Origin of the sequence: Aliiglaciecola sp. LCG003 (assembly GCF_030316135.1) — a bacterium.
Classification (GTDB): domain Bacteria; phylum Pseudomonadota; class Gammaproteobacteria; order Enterobacterales; family Alteromonadaceae; genus Aliiglaciecola.
Genome location: NZ_CP128185.1, coordinates 2,424,788 through 2,445,585, shown reverse-complemented (window position 1 = coordinate 2,445,585; position 20,798 = coordinate 2,424,788). Strand labels below are relative to the sequence as shown.

15 protein-coding genes are annotated in these 20,798 nt (G+C 42.4%); 11 read left to right on the top strand and 4 right to left on the bottom strand.

Features of this window, described 5'->3' with window-relative positions; all coding sequences use genetic code 11:
• Positions 1-75: 75 nt before the first annotated feature.
• Positions 76-1,341, bottom strand: a complete 1,266-nt coding sequence (locus tag QR722_RS10525; RefSeq protein ID WP_286282798.1) for a Y-family DNA polymerase — start codon at positions 1,339-1,341, stop codon at positions 76-78.
• The gene (locus tag QR722_RS10520) at positions 1,341-1,745 is read right to left on the bottom strand and encodes a S24 family peptidase (RefSeq protein WP_286282797.1); all 405 of its coding nucleotides are present in this window, start codon (positions 1,743-1,745) and stop codon (positions 1,341-1,343) included. Before QR722_RS10520 ends, QR722_RS10525 begins: the two co-directional genes overlap by 1 nt.
• Positions 1,746-2,176: 431 nt before the next feature.
• Between QR722_RS10520 and QR722_RS10515 the strand changes: the two genes are divergently transcribed.
• From QR722_RS10515 to ggt, 3 genes are all read left to right on the top strand, one after another.
• Positions 2,177-3,115 (top strand): phosphate/phosphite/phosphonate ABC transporter substrate-binding protein, encoded by a 939-nt coding sequence (locus QR722_RS10515; RefSeq protein ID WP_286282796.1) that lies wholly within the window; start codon positions 2,177-2,179, stop codon positions 3,113-3,115.
• A 71-nt stretch (positions 3,116-3,186) separates the two neighbouring features.
• A complete protein-coding gene (locus QR722_RS10510) occupies positions 3,187-4,761 on the top strand; it encodes an ATP-binding protein (RefSeq protein ID WP_286282795.1) in 1,575 nt (524 codons plus the stop codon).
• Positions 4,762-5,105: 344 nt separating this feature from the next.
• A complete protein-coding gene (ggt, locus tag QR722_RS10505; protein ID WP_286282794.1) occupies positions 5,106-6,758 on the top strand; it encodes a gamma-glutamyltransferase in 1,653 nt (550 codons plus the stop codon).
• A 100-nt stretch (positions 6,759-6,858) separates the two neighbouring features.
• On the opposite strand, the gene QR722_RS10500 is transcribed toward ggt, so the two are convergent.
• The gene (locus QR722_RS10500; protein ID WP_286282793.1) at positions 6,859-7,608 is read right to left on the bottom strand and encodes a hypothetical protein; all 750 of its coding nucleotides are present in this window, start codon (positions 7,606-7,608) and stop codon (positions 6,859-6,861) included.
• Positions 7,609-7,899: 291 nt separating this feature from the next.
• Between QR722_RS10500 and pnp the strand changes: the two genes are divergently transcribed.
• The 7 genes from pnp to QR722_RS10465 all read left to right on the top strand — a co-directional run bounded on the left by pnp (position 7,900) and on the right by QR722_RS10465 (position 17,035).
• Complete coding sequence (gene pnp / locus QR722_RS10495) at positions 7,900-10,011, top strand: polyribonucleotide nucleotidyltransferase (protein WP_286282792.1); 2,112 nt, start codon at positions 7,900-7,902, stop codon at positions 10,009-10,011.
• 86 nt (positions 10,012-10,097) lie between these two features.
• Complete coding sequence (locus tag QR722_RS10490) at positions 10,098-10,406, top strand: DUF1244 domain-containing protein (RefSeq protein ID WP_286282791.1); 309 nt, start codon at positions 10,098-10,100, stop codon at positions 10,404-10,406.
• Between the two features lie 68 nt (positions 10,407-10,474).
• Positions 10,475-11,815: a M14 family zinc carboxypeptidase gene (locus QR722_RS10485; RefSeq protein WP_286282790.1), complete on the top strand. Its 1,341-nt coding sequence runs from the start codon at positions 10,475-10,477 to the stop codon at positions 11,813-11,815.
• A 127-nt stretch (positions 11,816-11,942) separates the two neighbouring features.
• A complete protein-coding gene (locus QR722_RS10480) occupies positions 11,943-14,003 on the top strand; it encodes a S9 family peptidase (RefSeq protein ID WP_286282789.1) in 2,061 nt (686 codons plus the stop codon).
• A gap of 3 nt (positions 14,004-14,006) precedes the next feature.
• A complete protein-coding gene (locus QR722_RS10475; RefSeq protein ID WP_286282788.1) occupies positions 14,007-15,062 on the top strand; it encodes a CNNM domain-containing protein in 1,056 nt (351 codons plus the stop codon).
• Between the two features lie 45 nt (positions 15,063-15,107).
• Positions 15,108-15,797 (top strand): lipoprotein-releasing ABC transporter ATP-binding protein LolD, encoded by a 690-nt coding sequence (gene lolD, locus QR722_RS10470; RefSeq protein ID WP_286282787.1) that lies wholly within the window; start codon positions 15,108-15,110, stop codon positions 15,795-15,797.
• Positions 15,794-17,035, top strand: coding sequence for a lipoprotein-releasing ABC transporter permease subunit (locus tag QR722_RS10465; RefSeq protein WP_286282786.1), 1,242 nt, complete (start codon positions 15,794-15,796; stop codon positions 17,033-17,035). Before lolD ends, QR722_RS10465 begins: the two co-directional genes overlap by 4 nt.
• A 74-nt stretch (positions 17,036-17,109) precedes the next feature.
• Here the strand turns inward: QR722_RS10465 and QR722_RS10460 are convergent, their stop codons facing one another.
• A complete protein-coding gene (locus tag QR722_RS10460) occupies positions 17,110-18,474 on the bottom strand; it encodes a dicarboxylate/amino acid:cation symporter (protein WP_286282785.1) in 1,365 nt (454 codons plus the stop codon).
• 120 nt (positions 18,475-18,594) lie between these two features.
• Between QR722_RS10460 and QR722_RS10455 the strand changes: the two genes are divergently transcribed.
• Positions 18,595-20,778, top strand: a complete 2,184-nt coding sequence (locus QR722_RS10455) for an Ig-like domain-containing protein (protein WP_286282783.1) — start codon at positions 18,595-18,597, stop codon at positions 20,776-20,778.
• The last annotated feature ends 20 nt before the right edge of the window (positions 20,779-20,798 follow it).

Sequence of the window (20,798 nt, the reverse complement as noted above, 5' to 3'; positions counted from 1 at the left end):
ATGTTCAGCACAGCTAAGTAAGCAAAGTGTGAATATAATTACTTTAGGCTAGGGGATTGAAAGTGATATATACATTCAACAAATGATTTTAGGAATATCTGCCCATTTTGTGGTGTATTGGGGTGACAAGAATGCACGGCGCATAGCAAACTTTTGCTCAATCCCTTTTGCCGCAACATGGACTGTTGATCGACCGAATCTGGCGTTGATACTATCCATGCATGTCATCAATTTGGGGTTATCCTTCGATGGGTTGAATAAGTCGTACTGGAAAAGTTGTTCTCGATGCAAATCTAGTAATCCCACTCCACAGCGATAATAGCGTACACCCTGTTGAAAAAGTTTTGGAATTGCGGCTTGCGCTGCACTGATGATATTGCACGTGTCATTGGTTGGTACCATGAATCGATGAAAAAACGACTCGCTAAAATAACCGTCATTATCATGGGGCGAGCTAGATGCAAAGATAGTCATTGCACTGGCTAAGCTTTTTTGTTTTCTTAGTTTTGCGGCTACGACTTCAGCGTGTGATGCGATGGCAAATTTCAGTTGCTCAAGCTCTGTAATACGCTGCCCGAAGCTTCGGGTGCTATATATTTCCTTTTTTGCAGCTCTGGCATCATCCCAGCTATGACGAACTTCGCCGTTTAGCTCCCGAACTGTACTTTCCACTAAAATAGAAAAGTCTTTTCTGATCTTTGTTGGATCCTGATTGGCTAGATCCAGCGCAGTATCGATTCCCATTACCTTGAGTCGTCTGCCCAGTCTCTGGCCAATTCCCCAAATATCAGTTACCGCCATTTGGGAAAGGATCAGCTTTCGCTTAGCATCATCATCAATAACCGCTATACCGCTAAAACCATCGATTCTTTTTGAAGCATGATTTGCTGCCTTGGCCAGCGTGGGGGTTTCTCCCATGCCAATACCTATGGGTAATCTGACCTCACGCCACACCGTTTTTCTTATACTTGATGCAAGTTCCTGCCATCCTTGGGGTGGGGCAGATTTGTTTTTGCCGTAATACAGAAAACACTCATCAATTGAATAAACATTAATTTCAGGAGCAAAGCGAGCGCAGGTGTCCATGAGTCGCTTACTTAAATCGGCATAAAGCTCGTAATTGCTAGAGCGTACTATCGCCCCAGCCGCTTTAAGCTCTTTTTTCATTTGAAAATAGGGCACAAACTTTTTGCCAATTCCCAGACTTTTTGCAATACCGCATGCAGCACATATACAACCATCGTTATTGGTTAATACAACTACAGGCTTTTTCCGTATAGATGGGTCAAACACTTTTTCACAGCTGGCATACATGCTGTTCACGTCACATAACGCGTACATCAAAGTCTCTTTTTAAACGGACGGTGCAATCTTACAGAGCGTGTAACGACGCCTTCGATTTGAAACTCATCACCTTCACGTAAAAAATACGGTGCGAAGCCAATACTAGATGACACTAAACACCTTTGTATCTTATCTATTTTTTTGCAGACAAACACACCATTGAGATTAGCGACCACTACATCTTGATCTTTTATAGACTGAGCACGATCGACGATCAGTAAGTCACCTGAAAAAATACCATCACCTTTCATTGATTCACCATCAGCAATACCAATGTAGGTTGCGGATGGATGATCAATAAGGAGTTGGTCTAAATCAAGTCCAAGCTGGGTATATTCAGCTGCAGGAGACTCAAAACCGATGATGCCCGCATGGGCTTTAATAGGAATAAACTTCAACATACACTGTTATTATATACAGTATTATTTTCTAGTCACTAAATATTTAACCATTGCATTGTTATTTCGAGAAGGCAGCACAGGATTCGAAAGCACTATCAAGACATATATGTCTTGGTAATTGTTAGTAATTCTTTAACATAGGTGTCATGGTAATTCACCAAGCTTGAGTAGCGCATGGCTGTACCTCATCTCTTAGATGAGGCTGGAAAAATAAGGCTGTAATTCATAGGATTGAGTTTTGTTTGGAGTCTTTGTGATTTATATAATTGGCAGTAATTAATGCTGACACCATTGTTTGCTGGCAAACCGCTAATGGTCTATTAATAGAAAACAGGTAAGTTATTTAGTCTACAATATATGAAGTGCGGATAATCTGTTATATTTTATCCAACCATTTTTGTATTTTTCGTCATTTACAGGCTTAATAAATTTTGATTTTTATTTTTTTAAATCAACCATTAAAGAACTTTCAAAAATGCTTGCTAAATACTGGGCTATTGCTAATAGCAAGTCTTTTGCTAGGGTGTGAACCTGAATCAACACCCATCTATAAGCCAACCTTTTCGGATATCTCAGTCAGTGCAGATACACAATATGTATTCGGAGTACATCCATTACACAATCCACAACTGCTGTTTGAAGTGTTTTCACCTTTAATGGAATATTTGTCAAAAAATATCGACGGAGTCAATTTTAAGCTTGAGGCTTCGCGCAATTATGAATCTTACAACGAAAAATTATATACGCATAAATTCGATTTCTCATTGCCAAATCCTTACCAAACTATCAATGCAATTGACCGGGGATATAATGTTTTTGCCAAAATGGGTGATGATGAAAACTTTAAAGGTATTATTTTAGTTAGACGAGACAGTGATATTAAAAATATTACTGATCTTAAAGGAAAGTCGATTAGTTATCCTGCCCCTAGTGCCTTGGCGGCCACTATGTTGCCACAATATTTCTTGCAAAAAAATGGTGTTAATGTTTTGACTGAATTGGACAACCGTTACGTTGGTTCACAGGAATCATCAATAATGAGTGTTTTTTTAGGACAAACTAGTGCCGCGGCAACCTGGCCTCCTCCCTGGAAAGCGCTAATCAAAGAACGTCCGGAACTCGCAGACCAATTATTCATTAAATGGCAAACAGAGCCATTGCTAAATAATGCTCTGGTAGTATTGCCTAGTGTACCGGAAGAATTAGTACAAAAAGTTAGGTTCTTATTAATAAACTTGCACAAAACTGAAGAAGGAAAAAATGTTTTAGCGCGAATGGAATTGTCTAGGTTCGAGGGCGCGGATAATGATACTTATCAGTCAATTCGTGACTTTATTAAAATATTTAATAAAGAAGTGAGAACCCAATAAAAATTTTATCTTGGATAAATCAGTTTTTTAGCAAATCAATAACTAGACAATTGATCCTGGGAATCACTCTTGTGCATGCCATTTTAATGACTATCTTTATTTTTGATCTGGTCAATCGGCAAAAACTGTTTTTAACCGAGCAAAATAAACAAGAAGCGATAGCATTAGCAAAAGTGTTCGCTGCCAATGGCAGCTACTGGATACTCTCCAATGATTATATGGGGATGGAAGAACTCATCACCTCTCAAAGTGATTTTCCAAAATTGAAATATGCTCTTTTCCTCGATATGAATAATAAGGTACTAGGCTATACTCAGCGAGACAAAGTCGGAAAATATTTAACCGATGACGTCAGTCTGACATTGCTTAATGCGCAATCAGGTATTCAAATATTAGCTGAGAATCCAATACTTATAGATGTTGCGGCCCCCGTCTTTGTAAATGATTCTCAAATTGGTTGGGCCAGAGTGGGGATTGGTCGCAAAGAGATTGTTGATAATTTAGAAGTTGCTACTTGGCATGGACTTGGTTATACCCTTATTGCCATTTTTATAGGTATCATCTTTGCGATCTTTACGGCCCGAAGGCTAACATCATCCATTCGTTTTTTAGCCCATGTAGCACATAAAGTCGGTCAGGGTAAAAGGGATGTTTCTTTTCGCATAACACGAAATGACGAACTGGGAAGCCTCAGTAGAGATCTGGATTCGACACTCAGTATTTTGACAAAGAATGAAATTGCGATCAAAAATCATCAGCAGCATCTCGAAATTTCAGTTAAAGAAAGAACTAAGGAGCTAGAGGAAGCTAACCAAGAAATAATCAGTAATAGCATTAAAATTCAAAAGGATAAAAGTGAACTGGAAAATTCTTATCAACAACTCCAACAATTGCAAACTCAGTTAGTTGAACAAGAGAAGTTTGCAGCATTAGGTCAGCTCATTGCTGGCGTGGCACATGAATTAAATACGCCATTGGGTATCGCAATCACCAGCGCATCCTTTATTCAGTCTAAATCCAAAGAATTGTCAGAGAATATCCTTCGCGATAGCATTAAAAAGAGTGAACTGGTCAGTTTTTTAAAAGAACTGGATCAAGCGCAAGAATTGGCGACAAGAAATCTGCAACGTTGCGTGGATTTAATTGCAAGCTTTAAACAAGTTTCTACGGATCAAACTTTAAGTCAAAGGCGTAATGTCGATGTTCATCAGTATCTAAATGAAGTTATGCTGACCATGGCCGTAATGCTTAAAAAGAATAAAATTAGCTGGCGCATTCAGGGGGAAAAAACTAATACATTTATTGACCCGGGATTTCTGGCTCAAGTGATTAATAATATTATTAATAATGCGGTTTTGCATGCTTTCGAAGGAATCGAAAACAAAAATATATTGTTATCTCTCACACAAAATGAGATGTGGACGATCATAGAAATTGTCGATAACGGCGTAGGTATGACGGTAGATACTTTGAAGCATTTATTCGATCCGTTTTTCACGACTAAGCGAAATAATGGTGGAACCGGCTTAGGGATGAATATTGTCTATAATCTCGTGACACAAAATATGGAAGGAAAAATCACTGCTGAATCCAATATCAATATGGGCACAAAAATTACACTGTACGTTCCGAACATTGCTAGATAACTAAAAGCACTCTCGACTTATACGATTTCCAAAAGCTAACCAACAAGCGGTCTTCTCCAATTATTTGGAAAACACTGGAAAACTATCCTTTTTGAAAAATATTTATCAGCATTATTTATCAAGACATCCACGATTATTTTATGCGTTTAACATGGGTGTCTCGTTAATTTTCGTTAATTCGTTAATTGTTTGTCGAGAAGGCGGTATAGAATTCGACAGGTATATAAGATTTATTAAGTCACCCATAATTATTTTCTTTGAGGGGTAATTGTTGCTATGGCTAATTTGCACAAGTGTAGTAATGTCGAATAACAACTTTATCCAATTAAGCTATCAGGAATAATATGAGATCAATTTATAGTCTTTTTTTGTTCAGTTATTTTATTGCGTCCTCGACAATTGCAACACCAGCTAATTCTCAGGCTGCCGTTGCCATGCCTGACAAATATAGTGCTGAGGTAGCCAAGCAAGTAATGCTTGACGGGGGCAATGCCATTGATGCTGCAATAGCCGCACAGTTTGTTCTGGCGGTTACCTTGCCTGAGGCGGGCAATATTGGTGGTGGTGGTTTTATGTTGGTCTATAAAGATAAGCTGGCTGACTTTCTGGATTATAGGGAAGTCGCGCCTAGCAAAGCGCATCGCGATATGTACTTAGATAAAAAGGGCAATGTAATAGAGAATTTATCGTTGTACGGGATCCTATCTGCAGGTGTCCCTGGAACGGTTGATGGCATGTGGCAAGCTCACAAAAAATATGCTACCAAACCTTGGGAAACCTTATTAGCGCCGGCAATAAAATTAGCCGAGCAGGGCTTCGTTGTGCATCAAAATTTGGTTGATAATATTGAATGGAGACTTAACAGTTTCGAGCAAGACCAAGTAAAGGTCAATTTTGCTGACTATTTTGGCAAGCTAAAAACTGGCAGTGTGTTTAAGCAACCGGAGTTGGCTGCTACTTTAAGGCGTATTTCGGAGCATGGTAGAGAGGGTTTTTATAGTGGTGAAACTGCCAACATAATCACTAAATTTATGGCTGACAAAGGCGGTATCATTGATTTACAGGATCTGGCTGATTACCGCTCTAAATGGCGTGCACCGATTCAAAAATCCTGGCGGGAATATCAGATTTTAACCGCCCCTCCGCCAAGTTCGGGTGGTATTGCAGTACTACAATGGCTCACCATGTTTGACCTGCGTAAAACCCCACAGATGAGCCACAATTCAGGCGCGTATATTCATCTACTGGCTGAGATTGGAAAACGTGTGTTTGCAGACCGAGCAGAGTATTTAGGTGATCCCGATTTTGTTGAAGTACCGCAACAACAACTTCTTGACCATGACTATTTAGTGCAACGTAGCAAAGAGGTGTCATTGAGTGAAATATCGGTAACTGCCAATATCCAACGCGGTTTACAGGAAAGTCGCGACACCACCCATTTTTCAATTGTCGACCAATGGGGCAATGCAGTGTCCAACACCACTACAATTAATTATACCTTTGGCAGCGGGGTAATTGTAGAGGGCGCTGGTTTTATCCTAAATGATGAAATGGATGATTTCAGCGTCAAACCAGGTAGCGCCAACGTGTATGGTGCAATTGGTGGTTCAGCCAATGAAATACAAGCAGGCAAGCGGATGTTGTCCTCCATGTCACCTACGATAGTGCTGCACAATGAACAGATTAAATTGGTAACAGGCTCACCGGGCGGCACCACAATCATCAGCTCAGTTTACCAATCTATTCTCAATGCGTTGGAATTTGGTATGAATGCACAGGATGCTGCAAATGCACCTCGTACCCACCACCAGTTGTGGCCTAAAAATCAAATTGAATATTATGGTGGTATTTCCATGGATACGATTTCAGGTCTCGAAAAGTTAGGCTATGGCATGCTCAAAAAAAGATTTGGTGAGGTTCAGATGATTATACGAAATGAACAAGGTTTAGATGCAGGCTCAGAGCAGGGGGGGCGTGCCGAGGCATTGGTTTTTTGATTAAATTACTATGACGTTGGTTGCAACAGGAATGAATTTATTTATATAAGACGACCGGAAACGCTGTAGTCAGCTTGTTTCCGGTCAATCAGGAATAAGATTAAAACGAAGTGCCTAACCAGAAACGAAACACATCATCACGGGCTCCGTCGGAGACTCCTTTTAAATAACCAAACATATATTTCATATTGGCGGCTTTACCTGAAATAGTGGGTCCAATTGCATGGTTTTGATCGTTGAAACTACCAAAGTCACCGATTTTTCCAAAACTGTTAAACATATCCATACCTAGCGTAAGCTTTGATTCGGTTTTATAACTGATCTGCGCTCTTGTGCTGAAACTTGTGCCTGTGGCCGCTTTGTCGCTACCAAATTGCCATGCAAGGGAACCTACTGCTCTGGCTGACCAGCTATCGGCGAGCTTCCATTGGTTAGTCCAATTAACACCAACACTTTCGGCACGATCACCTCTGCGAGTGCGAAAATCAAAGCGCAGTGCACTATCCCAATCCCCTTGCTGACGATGTTGAAACTGCCATAACAACTCTACAGCGGCGCTATCATATTGAAAATCATTACTAATGTCCCGCCCTTGGGCTAGCAACCTAAGCCTGAAGTCTGTATTCAGTGCTTGTTGATAATGCAAGCGGGTGGCTATAGCATCTTCTCCGCCATTTTCCCCTGGTGAGGTGGCATAGCGAAACATCAAAGACTTATCGGTCGGATTTATCACCGGACCAAAGACCCCGCCAACGTTGTTTGCAGAAGCCGTCATGGGGATTAATAGCAGACTGACGCTGGTTACTAGTAAACTGGAGATTTTTAACATTCTAGGTACTCGTAGTGTCAAAATAATCCCTAATTATAGCAGTAAACTTTTTATCAACAAAAATATGTAGTTAAAAGGGATGTTGAAGGTCTAATCGATTGAAACCACTATGGCGTTTAAGCTAATTATTTAAAAATCTTTTATCAGAACAAGGCCTATTCTTGGCAGCACCTTTAACTTGAGTATCAGATATGCGCTAGTTTACTGTAAATAACCGATAAATAGGCGAAAATTTCCTGTCGATTCTGCTTACTTACCGCTATACTATGCGCCGCAATTAAAAGCGATTAGAAATCAAAGAAAGGATAAATAGTGACTCCTATTACTAAAACATTTCAGTATGGTCAGCATACTGTAACTCTCGAAACGGGCGTTATTGCTCGTCAAGCAACTGCAGCTGTAATGGCAAGTATGGACGATACATCGGTATTAGTTTCTGTAGTTGGTAAAAAGGAAGTTAAGAATGATCAAGACTTCTTCCCTCTAACAGTAAATTACCAAGAAAAAGCTTACGCTGCAGGTAAAATTCCTGGTGGCTTTTTCAAGCGTGAAGGTCGTCCTTCTGAAAGTGAGACGTTAACGGCGCGTTTAATCGACCGCCCAATCCGTCCATTGTTTCCAGATGGCTTCATGAATGAAGTTCAAATAATTATTACTGTGGTCTCGGCTAATCCTGAAATCCCAACGGATATCATTTCTTTAATTGGTACCTCAGCAGCATTAGCCATTTCTGGCATGCCATTTAATGGTCCTGTTGGCGCAGCTCGTGTGGGCTATAAAGACGGTGGATACATTCTTAATACACTAAACTCTGAACTTGAAACAAGTGAATTGGATTTAGTTGTTGCCGGTACCCAAAGTGCAGTATTGATGGTTGAATCTGAAGCCAGCGTATTGTCTGAAGAAGTGATGTTAGGTGCGGTTATGTTCGGTCACGAGCAAAGCCAAACTGTTGTTAATGCTATCTCAGAGTTTGCCAGTGAAGTTGGTACTGAGAAATGGGATTGGCAGCCAGTTGCAGAAAATACTGCACTGAAAACAAAAATTAAAGAGCTTGCTGAAGCGGGTATGACTCAGGCTTATCAGATTTCTGATAAGATGGAGCGTAAAGACGCTGTTGTTGCTGTGACTGAAAAAGCCACTGCTGAAATCTTAGCTGCTGATCCAGAGCAAGATGCTAAAGAAGTGTCCGAGTTACTGCATGACTTAGAAAGTGACGTTGTACGTTCACGCATCTTAGCTGGCGAGCCGCGTATTGATGGTCGTGACCCGGACATGATCCGTGCACTTCACGTAAATACAGGTGTGTTACCGCGTACCCATGGTTCTGCTTTGTTCACCCGTGGTGAAACTCAAGCTTTAGTTGCCGCTACATTGGGTACAGAGCGTGATGCACAAATGATAGACGGTCTTAATGGTAAAACTGATAGCCGCTTTATGTTGCATTACAACTTCCCTCCATACTGTGTAGGCGAAACTGGTTTTGTTGGTTCTCCTAAGCGTCGTGAAATTGGTCATGGTCGTTTAGCTAAACGTGGTATTCAAGCTGTTATGCCATCTGAAGCTGAATTCCCGTATGTGGTTCGTGTCGTGTCTGAAATCACTGAATCTAATGGTTCGTCTTCAATGGCATCTGTCTGTGGTACCTCTTTGGCGCTTATGGATGCAGGTGTTCCAATCAAGGCTTCTGTTGCTGGTATAGCAATGGGCTTGGTGAAGAGTGATGACAACTTCGTAGTACTTTCAGATATCTTGGGTGATGAAGATCATCTAGGTGATATGGACTTTAAAGTAGCGGGAACAACCGAAGGTATTACCGCACTTCAAATGGATATCAAAATTGAAGGTATCACGCAAGAAATCATGCAGAAGGCGCTTAAGCAAGCTAAAGAAGCTCGTTTGCATATTCTTGGTGTTATGGATCAGGCTCTTGGCGGTCACCGTGATGAGATGTCTGAATTTGCTCCACGTATCTACACTCTTAAGATTGATCAGGACAAAATCCGTGATGTAATCGGTAAAGGTGGTGCAATGATCCGCTCAATAACTGAAGAATCTGATACCAACATCGAAATCGAAGACGATGGTACGATTAAGATTTTTGCTACTGAATTAGCTAAAGCTGAAATCGCTATTGCTAAGATTGAGCAAGTAACAGCAGAAGTTGAAGCTGGCAAAACTTATCACGGTAAAGTGACTCGTATTGTTGATTTTGGTGCTTTCGTTGAAATCTTGCCTGGTAAAGAAGGTTTGGTGCATATTTCACAAATCGCTCATGAGCGTGTGAATAAAACATCTGATTACTTAACTGAAGGTCAAATGGTTGACGTTAAGGTAATGGAAATTGACCGTCAAAACCGTGTTCGTTTAAGTATCAAAGAGTTGTTAGAAAAACCTGCTACTGAAGCGCCTGCTGACGAGTAAGTTTTCTAGAAATACAAAGAAAGGAGCCTAGGCTCCTTTTTTTTATGCTATATAATTGATGAATAGAATGATTAAGGTAATAAATTATGGACTCAAATACTCAAACTGAAATAGAAGCAGCTACGTTTAGACGACTATTAAAACATCTGGATGATAATAAAGATGTGCAGAACATTGATTTGATGATCCTTGCTGATTTTTGTCGTAATTGTTTGGGTAAGTGGTACAAAGCCGCGGCTGATGATAAAGGTGTAGAAATAGATTTCGAAGAGGCTCGTGCGAGAATCTACGGTATGCCCTATAGCCAATGGAAAGAAAAGTATCAAGCCAAGGCTACCCCAGAACAGTTAGCCGCGTATGACGCACGTCAGGCACAAAAAGGCGGATGCAGCTAAATTAACTCTTCCCCGGAGTAATCTTTGTATGGGCAAAGTACTGGAGACAAATAAGATGCTGAACACCTGTGCTGATTAACAGTGAGCAGATCCTCCAATCTTATCAAACTAGCAAGGTAGCAGGGTTAGATAAACCGCAAATTGTGCACGCTGATATTGAGAGTAGCTTGCAACAACTAGCTGGTAATTTTAATTCCTCAATGCAATTAGATATCATCGGCTTTTCACATAACCGAAAAGAGATATACAAGTGGACTATGGGTTCCGGCCCTTTACATATATTATGCTGGTCGCAGATGCATGGCGACGAGCCTACAGCGACCGCTGCGCTACTGGATGTTATCAATTATTTCAGCAGTGGTTGTGATCCCGAATCCTGTCGGGCGCTAGCACAAAAAGTCACCCTGCATTTTGTACCTATGCTGAATCCCGATGGCGCGGATGAGAGTACTCGGGAAAACGCTCAAGGTATTGATATCAATCGTGATGCTGATGCTTTGCAGTCACCTGAGGGGCAATTACTCAATCAACTAATCTGTCAGATAAAACCGCAATTCGCGTTTAATTTACATGATCAAAGTCGCTATTATGCTCAGGGCAACACACGTCATGGAGTCAGTTTGGCTTGGTTGGCGCCATCAGGAGATAAAGGGGAGTCTATTACGGACAGCAGACGCTTAGCGATGCAACTTATCGGTAGCCTGATTGAAGATCTAAACACCCTCGGCAACGCCAACTTTGCTCGCTATGAAGACGGTTTCTCGGTCCGCGCTTTCGGTGACTTTGCAGCTCAACAAGGCAGTGCTTGTATATTAATTGAATCGGGTTTTGTCGCTGATGATATGAACCGCCAGTGCGCTAGAGAATTAAATTATGTGGCTTTGCTTCAGGCGTTTTATCGGATCGCCCAGGGGAGGTTTGCTGTTCAGGCAGAAGCACAATATCATGCACTGGCCAAAAACAAGGCGGAGGGTATGACAGATGTACTAATCAGGAATTTGAATATTCAGACTCATTCTAAGCAGTATCAAATAGATGTTAGTATCAAGCGTGATAATCTCGGAGTAGCCTCGGTCGATGAAGTAGGCGACCTGCACCATTTAGGTGGCTACAATACCTTTGATGCCAAAGGAATGCTGTTCGAGGCGGGCTTGGCCTATCCAGTAACACATCCTTTAGAGTTAACTAACAACCGTTACGACTTTTTGCTAAGACAAGGCTATTGCCGATTCACTGGTGATTTATCGTTAATAAATAATTTAACCCGTCGGCCCATTGTTAGAGCGATAGGGGAGTCTTGCCCGGCTCAATATCGGCGCAAAGGCTTGTCACCAAGTTGGTTGATCCGCGATGCTGATGGGATTCAGGCCGCCGTGTTAGAGGGGCAATTGGTGATTTTGGACAACTAGCTTTGTAGATGTTATTAATAGTTACAACTGTTTGCTTATATTTTCGATTTCTTCGCCTCAAACCATAATAAATCATCGCCAAATGCGCTAAGCTAGCCATTCGGGATTGTGACCAAATGGATACATAATGAATTTACGTAACACTTTACTATCCGTTTCGCTGCTAGTAATGACCTCTAATGGGCAAGCAACTGAAGCCACAGACGTACTGAAATCACAAAATATATTCGATATCGAGTATGCGGCTGATTTGGCTATTAGCCAGGACGGTAAAAAAGTCTATTTTGTACGGCAATTCATGGATATACAAAGCGATCGAAAGTTAGGCAATATTTGGTCGGTAGATACCCAATCAAAAAATTTATTGCCGGTGACCACCGGTGATCATGCTGATTATAACCCAGTACTTTCACCCGACGGTAAAACCCTGGCCTTCATTTCCACCCGCACGGGTAAAGCACAAATCTATATGAAGTGGCTGCAAACTGGTCAAGTCGCTAAGCTAACCAACCTGAGCGCTGCACCTTCAGGATTATCCTGGTCACCTAATGGTAGGTATTTGGCATTTTCGATGTTCGTGGAAGGCCAAGCAAAAACGCCGGTTAGCTTGACAGGAAAGCCAAAGGGCGCAAACTGGGCAGATCCGGCGGTGTATATCGATGATGTGTATTATCGCTTCGATGGCGGTGGTTATGCTACCAAAGGCAAGACGCAAATTTTTATACTTTCTGCTCAAGGGGGAACGCCCCGCCAAATCACTAACGATGAATATGATAACGGCGGTCCATTAGCATGGGGAGCCGACAGCAAGGCTATCTACTTTTCCGCTAACCGAAGTGAAAACCGTGATTTTGCACCGTTAAACTCAGATATTTTTAAGGTTTCCATCCCATCTTCAAAGATTGTCCAACTCACCCAACGAGACGGACCTGATAGCAACCCCAGTGTATCGCCTGATGGCAAACATATAGCCTATTTAGGTTTTGATGATAAACGCAGTAATTATGAAAATGCACAACTATATGTAATGAACACTGACGGAAGCAAGTCAAGACAAGTCAGCAAAGGTTTAGATCGCAGTATTAATGCCATTGCCTGGGATAAAAAAGGCAAGAATATTTATATTCAGTATGATGACCAAGGTAAAACATTGTTGGCATTACAATCACTCAATAATGCCGAAAAGCGCACTATACTGAGTGATAAGCTTGGCGGGCAGTCTTACGGACGTCCATACACCAGCGCTGAGTTTTCAGCTAGTGACGCCGGGAATGTGGCAATTACTTTTTCCAATCCTCTTCGCCCTGCAGACGTGGCAGTCATATCCAACAACAAGGTAGATCAGTTAACCAATTTAAATGAAGATGCGTTAGCTCACAAATCTCTCGCTAATATCGAGGAAATTTGGTTTAAATCCTCTGCCGATGGTCACGATATTCAAGGTTGGATAGCATACCCACCTGGGTTTGTTAAAAATAAAAAATACCCTCTGATATTAGAAATACATGGTGGGCCAGTGACGGCTTATGGCCCGCATTTTTCTATGGAGATTCAACTGTTCGCTGCTGCCGGTAATGTTGTGCTGTATACCAATCCAAGGGGCAGCTCTAGTTATGGTAAAGCTTTCGCCAATAGCATTGATAAAAACTATCCAAGTCAAGATTATGATGATCTGATGTCAGGGGTTGATGCGCTGCTGGCTAAAGGTTTCATCGATGATAAGCAACTGTTCGTGACTGGAGGCTCTGGAGGGGGAGTGTTGACTGCCTGGACAATAGGGCACACCAACAGATTTGCCGCTGCAGTTGTGGCTAAACCGGTAATTAACTGGTACAGCTTTGTGTTAACCGCTGATTTTTATCCGTATTTTTATCAATATTGGTTTTCTAAAAAACCGTGGGAAGATCCACAAGGATATATGAAATATTCACCCATTAGTTATGTTGGCAATGTTACCACACCGACTATGTTATTAGCCGGCGAGTCGGACTATAGAACGCCCATCTCTGAAACGGAACAGTATTATCAAGCACTAAAAATTGAGGGTGTCAAAACAGCTATGGTTAGGATCCCTGATGCATCACACAGTATCTACCGCAAACCCAGTAACCTGATGACAAAAGTCGAGTATATTTTATGGTGGTTTGAGCAAAATAAACCTGATAGTCAACAACAAGAAAAGCCATAGCCGATGTTACTACTTTTTATATATGTTTTTATTGCACTTGGATTTTCATTTTTATGCTCTGTGGCTGAAGCGGTGATACTCAGTATATCTTCGGCGCATATTTCTGTGTCGATGAAAAAAGGCGAAAAATCCGGCCAAATTTTGCATGATCTTACCGCTGATATTAATAAACCGTTATCGGCGATTTTGACCTTGAATACTATAGCCCATACCATGGGAGCAGCGGGTGCAGGGGCGCAAGCTGCTGTGGTGTTTGGCGATGCATATTTAGGCGTAGCATCAGCTATTTTAACCTTCTTGATATTGGTGTTTTCTGAGATTATTCCGAAAACACTGGGTGCGACATTCTGGCGTCAGTTGGCCCCGGCTACGGCTTATTTCCTAAAGTATTTGGTGATTGTTTTGTATCCGTTCGTCAAGATGTCTAATAAGCTGACCAGTGGATTTACTGAAGATAGTCCGTTGAAGGGACTTAGTCGGGGGGAATTGCATGCTATGGCTGAGCTTTCTCAACAGGAAGGTCAACTTGATCATCAACAAGCCAATATCTTACAAAGTTTGCTAAGTCTCGATGACTTGCGGGTGAAAGATGCCATGACACACCGGACCGTGGTGTTTAAAGTGTCTGAGAATATGACCGTTGAGGCCTTCTATCATAAATATGCCAGTGAAGTTTTTTCACGCATACCCATCTATGAAGATAATGAATCTGAAAAAATTAGCGGTTTTGTCATGAAGTCAGATTTATTGTTGGCGCAAGCCAGAGGCAATGGTGATAAGCCATTATCAGCTTATCGCAAAGATATGATTGCGTTATTAGCCAGCACACCTCTATCTGAAACCATTAGTCATTTCATTACCACCAGAGCGCATATGTTGTTGGTAATTGACGAATATGGGGGGATGGAAGGGATTTTAACAATGGAAGACCTGCTCGAGAGTCTGCTAGGATTTGAAATTGTCGATGAGAAAGACAAAAATATCAGTATGAAAAAAGTAGCAAAATTGATGTGGAAACGCCGGGAAAGAATGTTGTTCAATCAACAAAAAGATAATTAGAATTAAGCTTAATAAGCACTGGTAGGACTGAGGTAGTAGGCGTGTATGTCTGAATTGTTAAAATGTATTAATGTGAGTAAATCCTATCAAGATAATGATACGGATGTAACAGTGCTAGACAAGGTTAACTTTCAAGTTAATAAAGCAGAGCAAATTGCAATTTTGGGCAGTTCAGGCTCCGGCAAGAGTACACTGCTGCATATTCTTGGCGCACTGGATACGCCCAGTTCGGGTCAAGTGTTGTTCAATGGAGAGGATATTTTCACCTTCAATGATGCTCAACAAGCGCAATTTCGTAACCGCTCACTAGGTTTTGTCTACCAATTCCATCATTTGTTGCCTGAATTTGATGCGGTTGAAAATGTCGCCATGCCGTTACTTATCGGCAAAGTAAACAGCAGTACAGCAAAGCATCGTGCCAGTGAGATGTTAGAGCGAGTTGGTTTGGCCCATCGTTTAACTCACAAGCCTTCTGAAATGTCTGGCGGAGAGCGCCAACGGGTGGCCATCGCCCGAGCCTTAGTAACTGAACCGGCGTTAGTGTTGGCTGATGAGCCTACTGGCAACTTGGATCATAAAAGCGGCCAAAGTATTTACGCTTTGTTGAATGATTTACGAGACCAAATGTCGACTAGCTTCATCGTAGTTACCCATGACATTGAACTTGCCAGCAAACTTGACCGCACGCTAAATATTATTGATGGACATTTGTCTGAACAAGGGCAAGTTTTGTGAATTTAGTGGCTCAATTAGCTTGGCGATTTCGCTCAGGCAAACGCCAAAATGGCTTCATATCATTTGTCTCCGCATCCTCTACATTTGGTATAGCACTTGGGTGTTTAGTGCTTATTTTGCTGCTATCGGTTATGAACGGCTTCGAACGTGAGCTTAAAGATAAACTATTAAGTGTCATTCCACATGGCGAAATCTATGCTTATGATAGTGGTGGCTTGGTGGATTGGCAGGGTGAAATCAAGCGTTTGAAAAATGATAAACGCATTATTGATATTGAACCCTATACCAAGGCGTCAGTGTTGTTGCAAAAAGGCAATCAAATGAAGGCTATTCCCCAATTGGTTGGCTTAGATACGCATTTTTCTGCCCAGAACTCAGTGATACAAAGAATAGAGCGAAGCAGCTGGCAGCGTTTTGTTGAGGACCCTAATGCCTTGATATTGGGCAGAGCTATAATGGAAAAGTTGGATTTGAAAGTGGGCGATAAAGTACAGCTGTTATTGCCACAAATTTCCGATGATATGTCCTTTCAAGCACCGAAAAATCTTTGGTTAAATGTTGCAGGTGAAGTCAGCATAGGTGGAGAATTAGATGCGCAAATTGGGTTCATGCACATGCAGCGCGCCGCCGAGACCCTGGGCACTGCCAGTGGGGCACAAGGACTACGTTTTCGTTTCGATGATGCCTTCATTGCGCCAGAGGTGATGAGACAAATAGGCTATAGTTTTGCCCAACATGTTTATATGTCCGATTGGACCCGCACTCAGGGCCATTTATATCAAGATATTCAGTTAGTCCGCACCGTTGTCTATATAGCTCTTAGTTTAGTGATCGCGGTGGCGTGCTTTAATATTATTTCGACCTTGGTGATGGCTGTAAATGAGAAACAAGCAGAAATTGCTATGCTCAAAACCTTAGGTGCAAGAGATAGCATGATCATTAAAATATTCGTTTTGCAAGGTGCTGTGAATGGCTTAATTGGGACTACGGTGGGGGTTGCGCTTGGGGTCTTGTTGGCATTAAATCTGACAGCTATCGCGCAGTTTATTGAAAACCTTACTGGCAGCAAATTCCTCTCCGGGGATGTCTACTTTATTAATTTTCTGCCCTCGGAATTGGCGTGGCAAGAAGTGGCTATGACAGCCGCTATCGCTATTTTATTGAGTCTATTGGCGACCATCTATCCAGCCATAAAAGCCACCAAGATCAATCCAGCGGTTGCCCTCGGCCAGCATTAAGCATCCAATAAAAAACCCCAGCACGTTTCCGCTTCTGGGGTTTCTCCGCATTAATAAATTGACTAGATTTGTGATTAGTCAGCCTTGTGATGAATTGAGGTAGACTCGAAATCATCAAGGTCCACTTCTTCATCGGCCACTCCTGCCTCAGGATCATAATACACTGCAGAATTAAATTCGTTTTCACTTTTACCGACGATACAAGCCACCATACAATCCCCTGTAACGTTCACAGCAGTGCGGGTCATATCCAACAAACGATCAACCCCAATGATCAAGGCGATTCCTTCAACAGGCAAGCCAACTTGAGCAAGCACCATGGCCAGCATTAGCAGGCCAACTCCGGGCACACCGGCCGTACCTATAGATGCCAGGGTAGCGGTTAGGACCACCATCATCATGTCTGATAAAGTCAAATCTATACCAAACACTTGGGCGATAAATACCGTGGCAACACCCTGCATAATGGCCGTACCATCCATGTTGATAGTCGAACCAAGGGGAATAGTGAAAGATGCTACTGAATTACTCACGCCAAGTTTTTTGGTCGCTGTTTCTAAAGTGATAGGTAAGGTTGCGCTGCTGCTTGCGGTACTAAATGCAAACACCACAGTTTCGCGCATTTTAAGAAATAGCGGCATAGGGTTTAAGCCACTTAAGAGTTTTAAAATCAGCGAATAATTGACAAAAGCATGGAACAGTAACACGCCAAAAACTAACGCAAAGTATTTGCCTAATGCAAATATGGTGGAAACCTCGATTTGTGCAAAAAGTTTAGCTAGCAAGGCAAAAACACCATAGGGGGCCAAGTTCATCAGGATAGTGACCAGCTTCATAACAATTGTGTTTAAATCATCAAATAAGGTTGCAACGCGCTTACCTGGCTCACCGGACATGGCCATAGCCACACCGAATAATACTGCGAAAGTAATTACCTGGAGCATTTTACCGTTAGTGAAGGCAGCAAAGGGATTGGACGGGAAAATATCAATAATAACTTGTGACAATGCAGGAGCCGTCGCGGCGGCATAGGTAGCATCGCTTGGGATATCCACCCCAGCGCCAGGTTGAAATATAATCGCTGCAACCATAGCTACGGTAATCGCTAGTGCTGTTGTAGCTACGTATAGCGCAACAGATTTTCCGCCTAAGCGTCCCAATTTACTTGGATCAGATAGATTAGCAATACCGCATACTAAAGAGATAAAAACTAAAGGAACAATCAGCATTTTCAAGCTGTTAATGAATATCTGTCCTAAAACGTGAAATATACCTTCGACTAAAACAGCATACGTAGAAACTTCTATGCCGAATACACTAAATTGTAAATCTCCGCTATCATCAAACAAGAATTGTAGAAAAGCACCGGTAATAATTCCGGCTATCATGCCGATAAAGATTTTAGCGGTGAGACCTAGCTTTTTTGGGGACTGCTGCATAATTGTCCTAAAATTTATAATTATTTTGGATAGCGTAGCAAGTTTACAGCGCAAGCAAAACCATAAAAGCAACAACAACGAGATCTTGAATTGAATAATCTACTTTGTGGGAAAAGAAACATGACTTCACGCTTTCGAATATTGATCACTTGTTTTCTGCTGTTAGCAGTCGCAGCATGTGGCGGCGGTGGCTCAGTAGAACGGGACTCTACGGGTGGCGGTACTGGTGGAGGAACCACGGATCCTACCTATAATGTTTCTTTGAGTATTGCCGGTCAAAATGGCGAGGCAACTAACTTATTAAGCTCGACCTCTCCATTATCAGTGACAGCTACTGTTTCCAGCACAGATGGGGGCAATGTGGCCGACCAACTGGTTACCTTTAGCTTTAGTCAAACGGGATTAGCCACCTTCTCCAATGATACGGGTACTGCTTTAACCAATGCAGACGGTATCGCCACTATAGGTTTACTTGTAGGGGCTAGCTCAGGTGATAGCTTGGTCCTAGGCGCTCTTGACTCAGGGGTACAAGGTCAGGTTGGGTTTAGCTCGGCGGGCTCAACGAATACTGGCAGTACGCCCGCCTCCCTTGAGTTGTTTGCTAACTCTACGCAGTTAGCTTCTAGCGGCTCGGATGAAATCGAATTGATTGCAGTGGTAAAAAACGCCCAGAATATTTTACTCGAGGGCGTTGATGTGTCCTTTGCCGCTAATAACGCAGCTGAACTGCAAATCGTCCAAGGTACGTCCGCAGCTGATGGTACCGCACGAGCATTACTGACCAGCCGTAACAACCCTGAAAACCGTGTTGTTACCGCGACCGTGTCGTCAGGTACATTTAGTCAGACCGTAGATATACAAATAGTCGGTACTGAAGTGAATGTGGACGGTCCCTCATCTGTCGTGTTAGGCGATACGATAGATGTCACCATTAAAGTGGCTGATTCCGATGGTAATGGTTTAGCAAACCGTGAGGTCAGCTTGACTACATCGCAGGGCACTATTGATTCTAGCGCTACCACAGACGCAGAAGGGCAGGTTACAGTCCAATATCAAGCCTCGCAAACCGGTAGCAACACTATTACCGCGAGTGCCCTTAATGCGCAAGGAAGTTTAGTCTTTACCGTGCAAGAAGATAGTTTTAGCTTTACCACTATACCTGTCCAAGATGTGCCCCTTAGCACTAACACAACCTTGCAGGTAACTTGGTTAAAAGACAATGTCGCCTTCGTCGGTGGCACAGTTACCTTAAGCTCATCCAGAGGGACTATTGTTGCGCCAACCACAGTTACCGATGCAAATGGTGTTGCGTCTTTTACGATTCAATCAAACAACGCGGGTTTGACATCCATTACCGCCGAAGGGGTTGATGGTAACGGACAAACGGTTAGCTCTAGAACTCAATTTGAATTTATCGCCATTACACCAGCTACTATTCTTGTCGATGCGTCACCGGATCTAATCGGCCCCGAAGGGCAAACCTCGACGATTTCAGCAATAGTGCGAGATGCCTCTGGGAATTTGGTTAAAGGGCAAGTAGTGAATTTCCGGGTTGACGATGTCAGCGGTGGATTTGTGTTACCCAACTCTTCCACCACGGATAGCAATGGTATTGCTTCTACTGTGTATACCTCAAATGCTGTTAGCAGTGAAGACGCGGTAATGGTCCACGCCGATGTTGCTAATAACACTAGTGTCAGTAATTTTACCACGCTTACCGTTGGTGATCGTGCCTTTGATATCTCCTTAGGCACCGGTAACAGCCTTGAAGCTCCAGATGAGTCAAGTTATCTCAAGCAGTTCTCAGTATTTGTCAGTGATGCAGCAGGTCGGCCGGTTAGCAATGTGCAACTGACAGCCTCTTCAACACCAATAAAACGCGCCGTTGGAGGTGTTTATCGTAAAGGATTTTGGAGCTACAATATTGACCTTGATGTGTGGGTGGGTAACATTACAGCCACTTGCCCCAACGAAGACATTAACGCTAATGGCTCCTTAGATGCTGGCGAAGATACCAATGGTGATGGACGCTTGACCCCTGGGATTGTCGGAACCATCAGTTTCGAAGATGATGTGAATAGCACAGATGTAAATGGTCAGGCTAAGTTAGAGATACGATATCCAAAGTCCTACGCTTTTTGGACAGATGTGGAAATTAGCGTGTTTGGACAATCTTCAGGCAGCGAATCACTAGAATCACAATCCTTTAGATTATCCGCTGCGGTAGCTGATCTAGATGATGAAGCTTCAGAGCCTCCATCTAACCCTTTCGGTAGCAGCTCATTTTGTACTGATCCGGACTAGAATTGTAAAATAGAATTTAA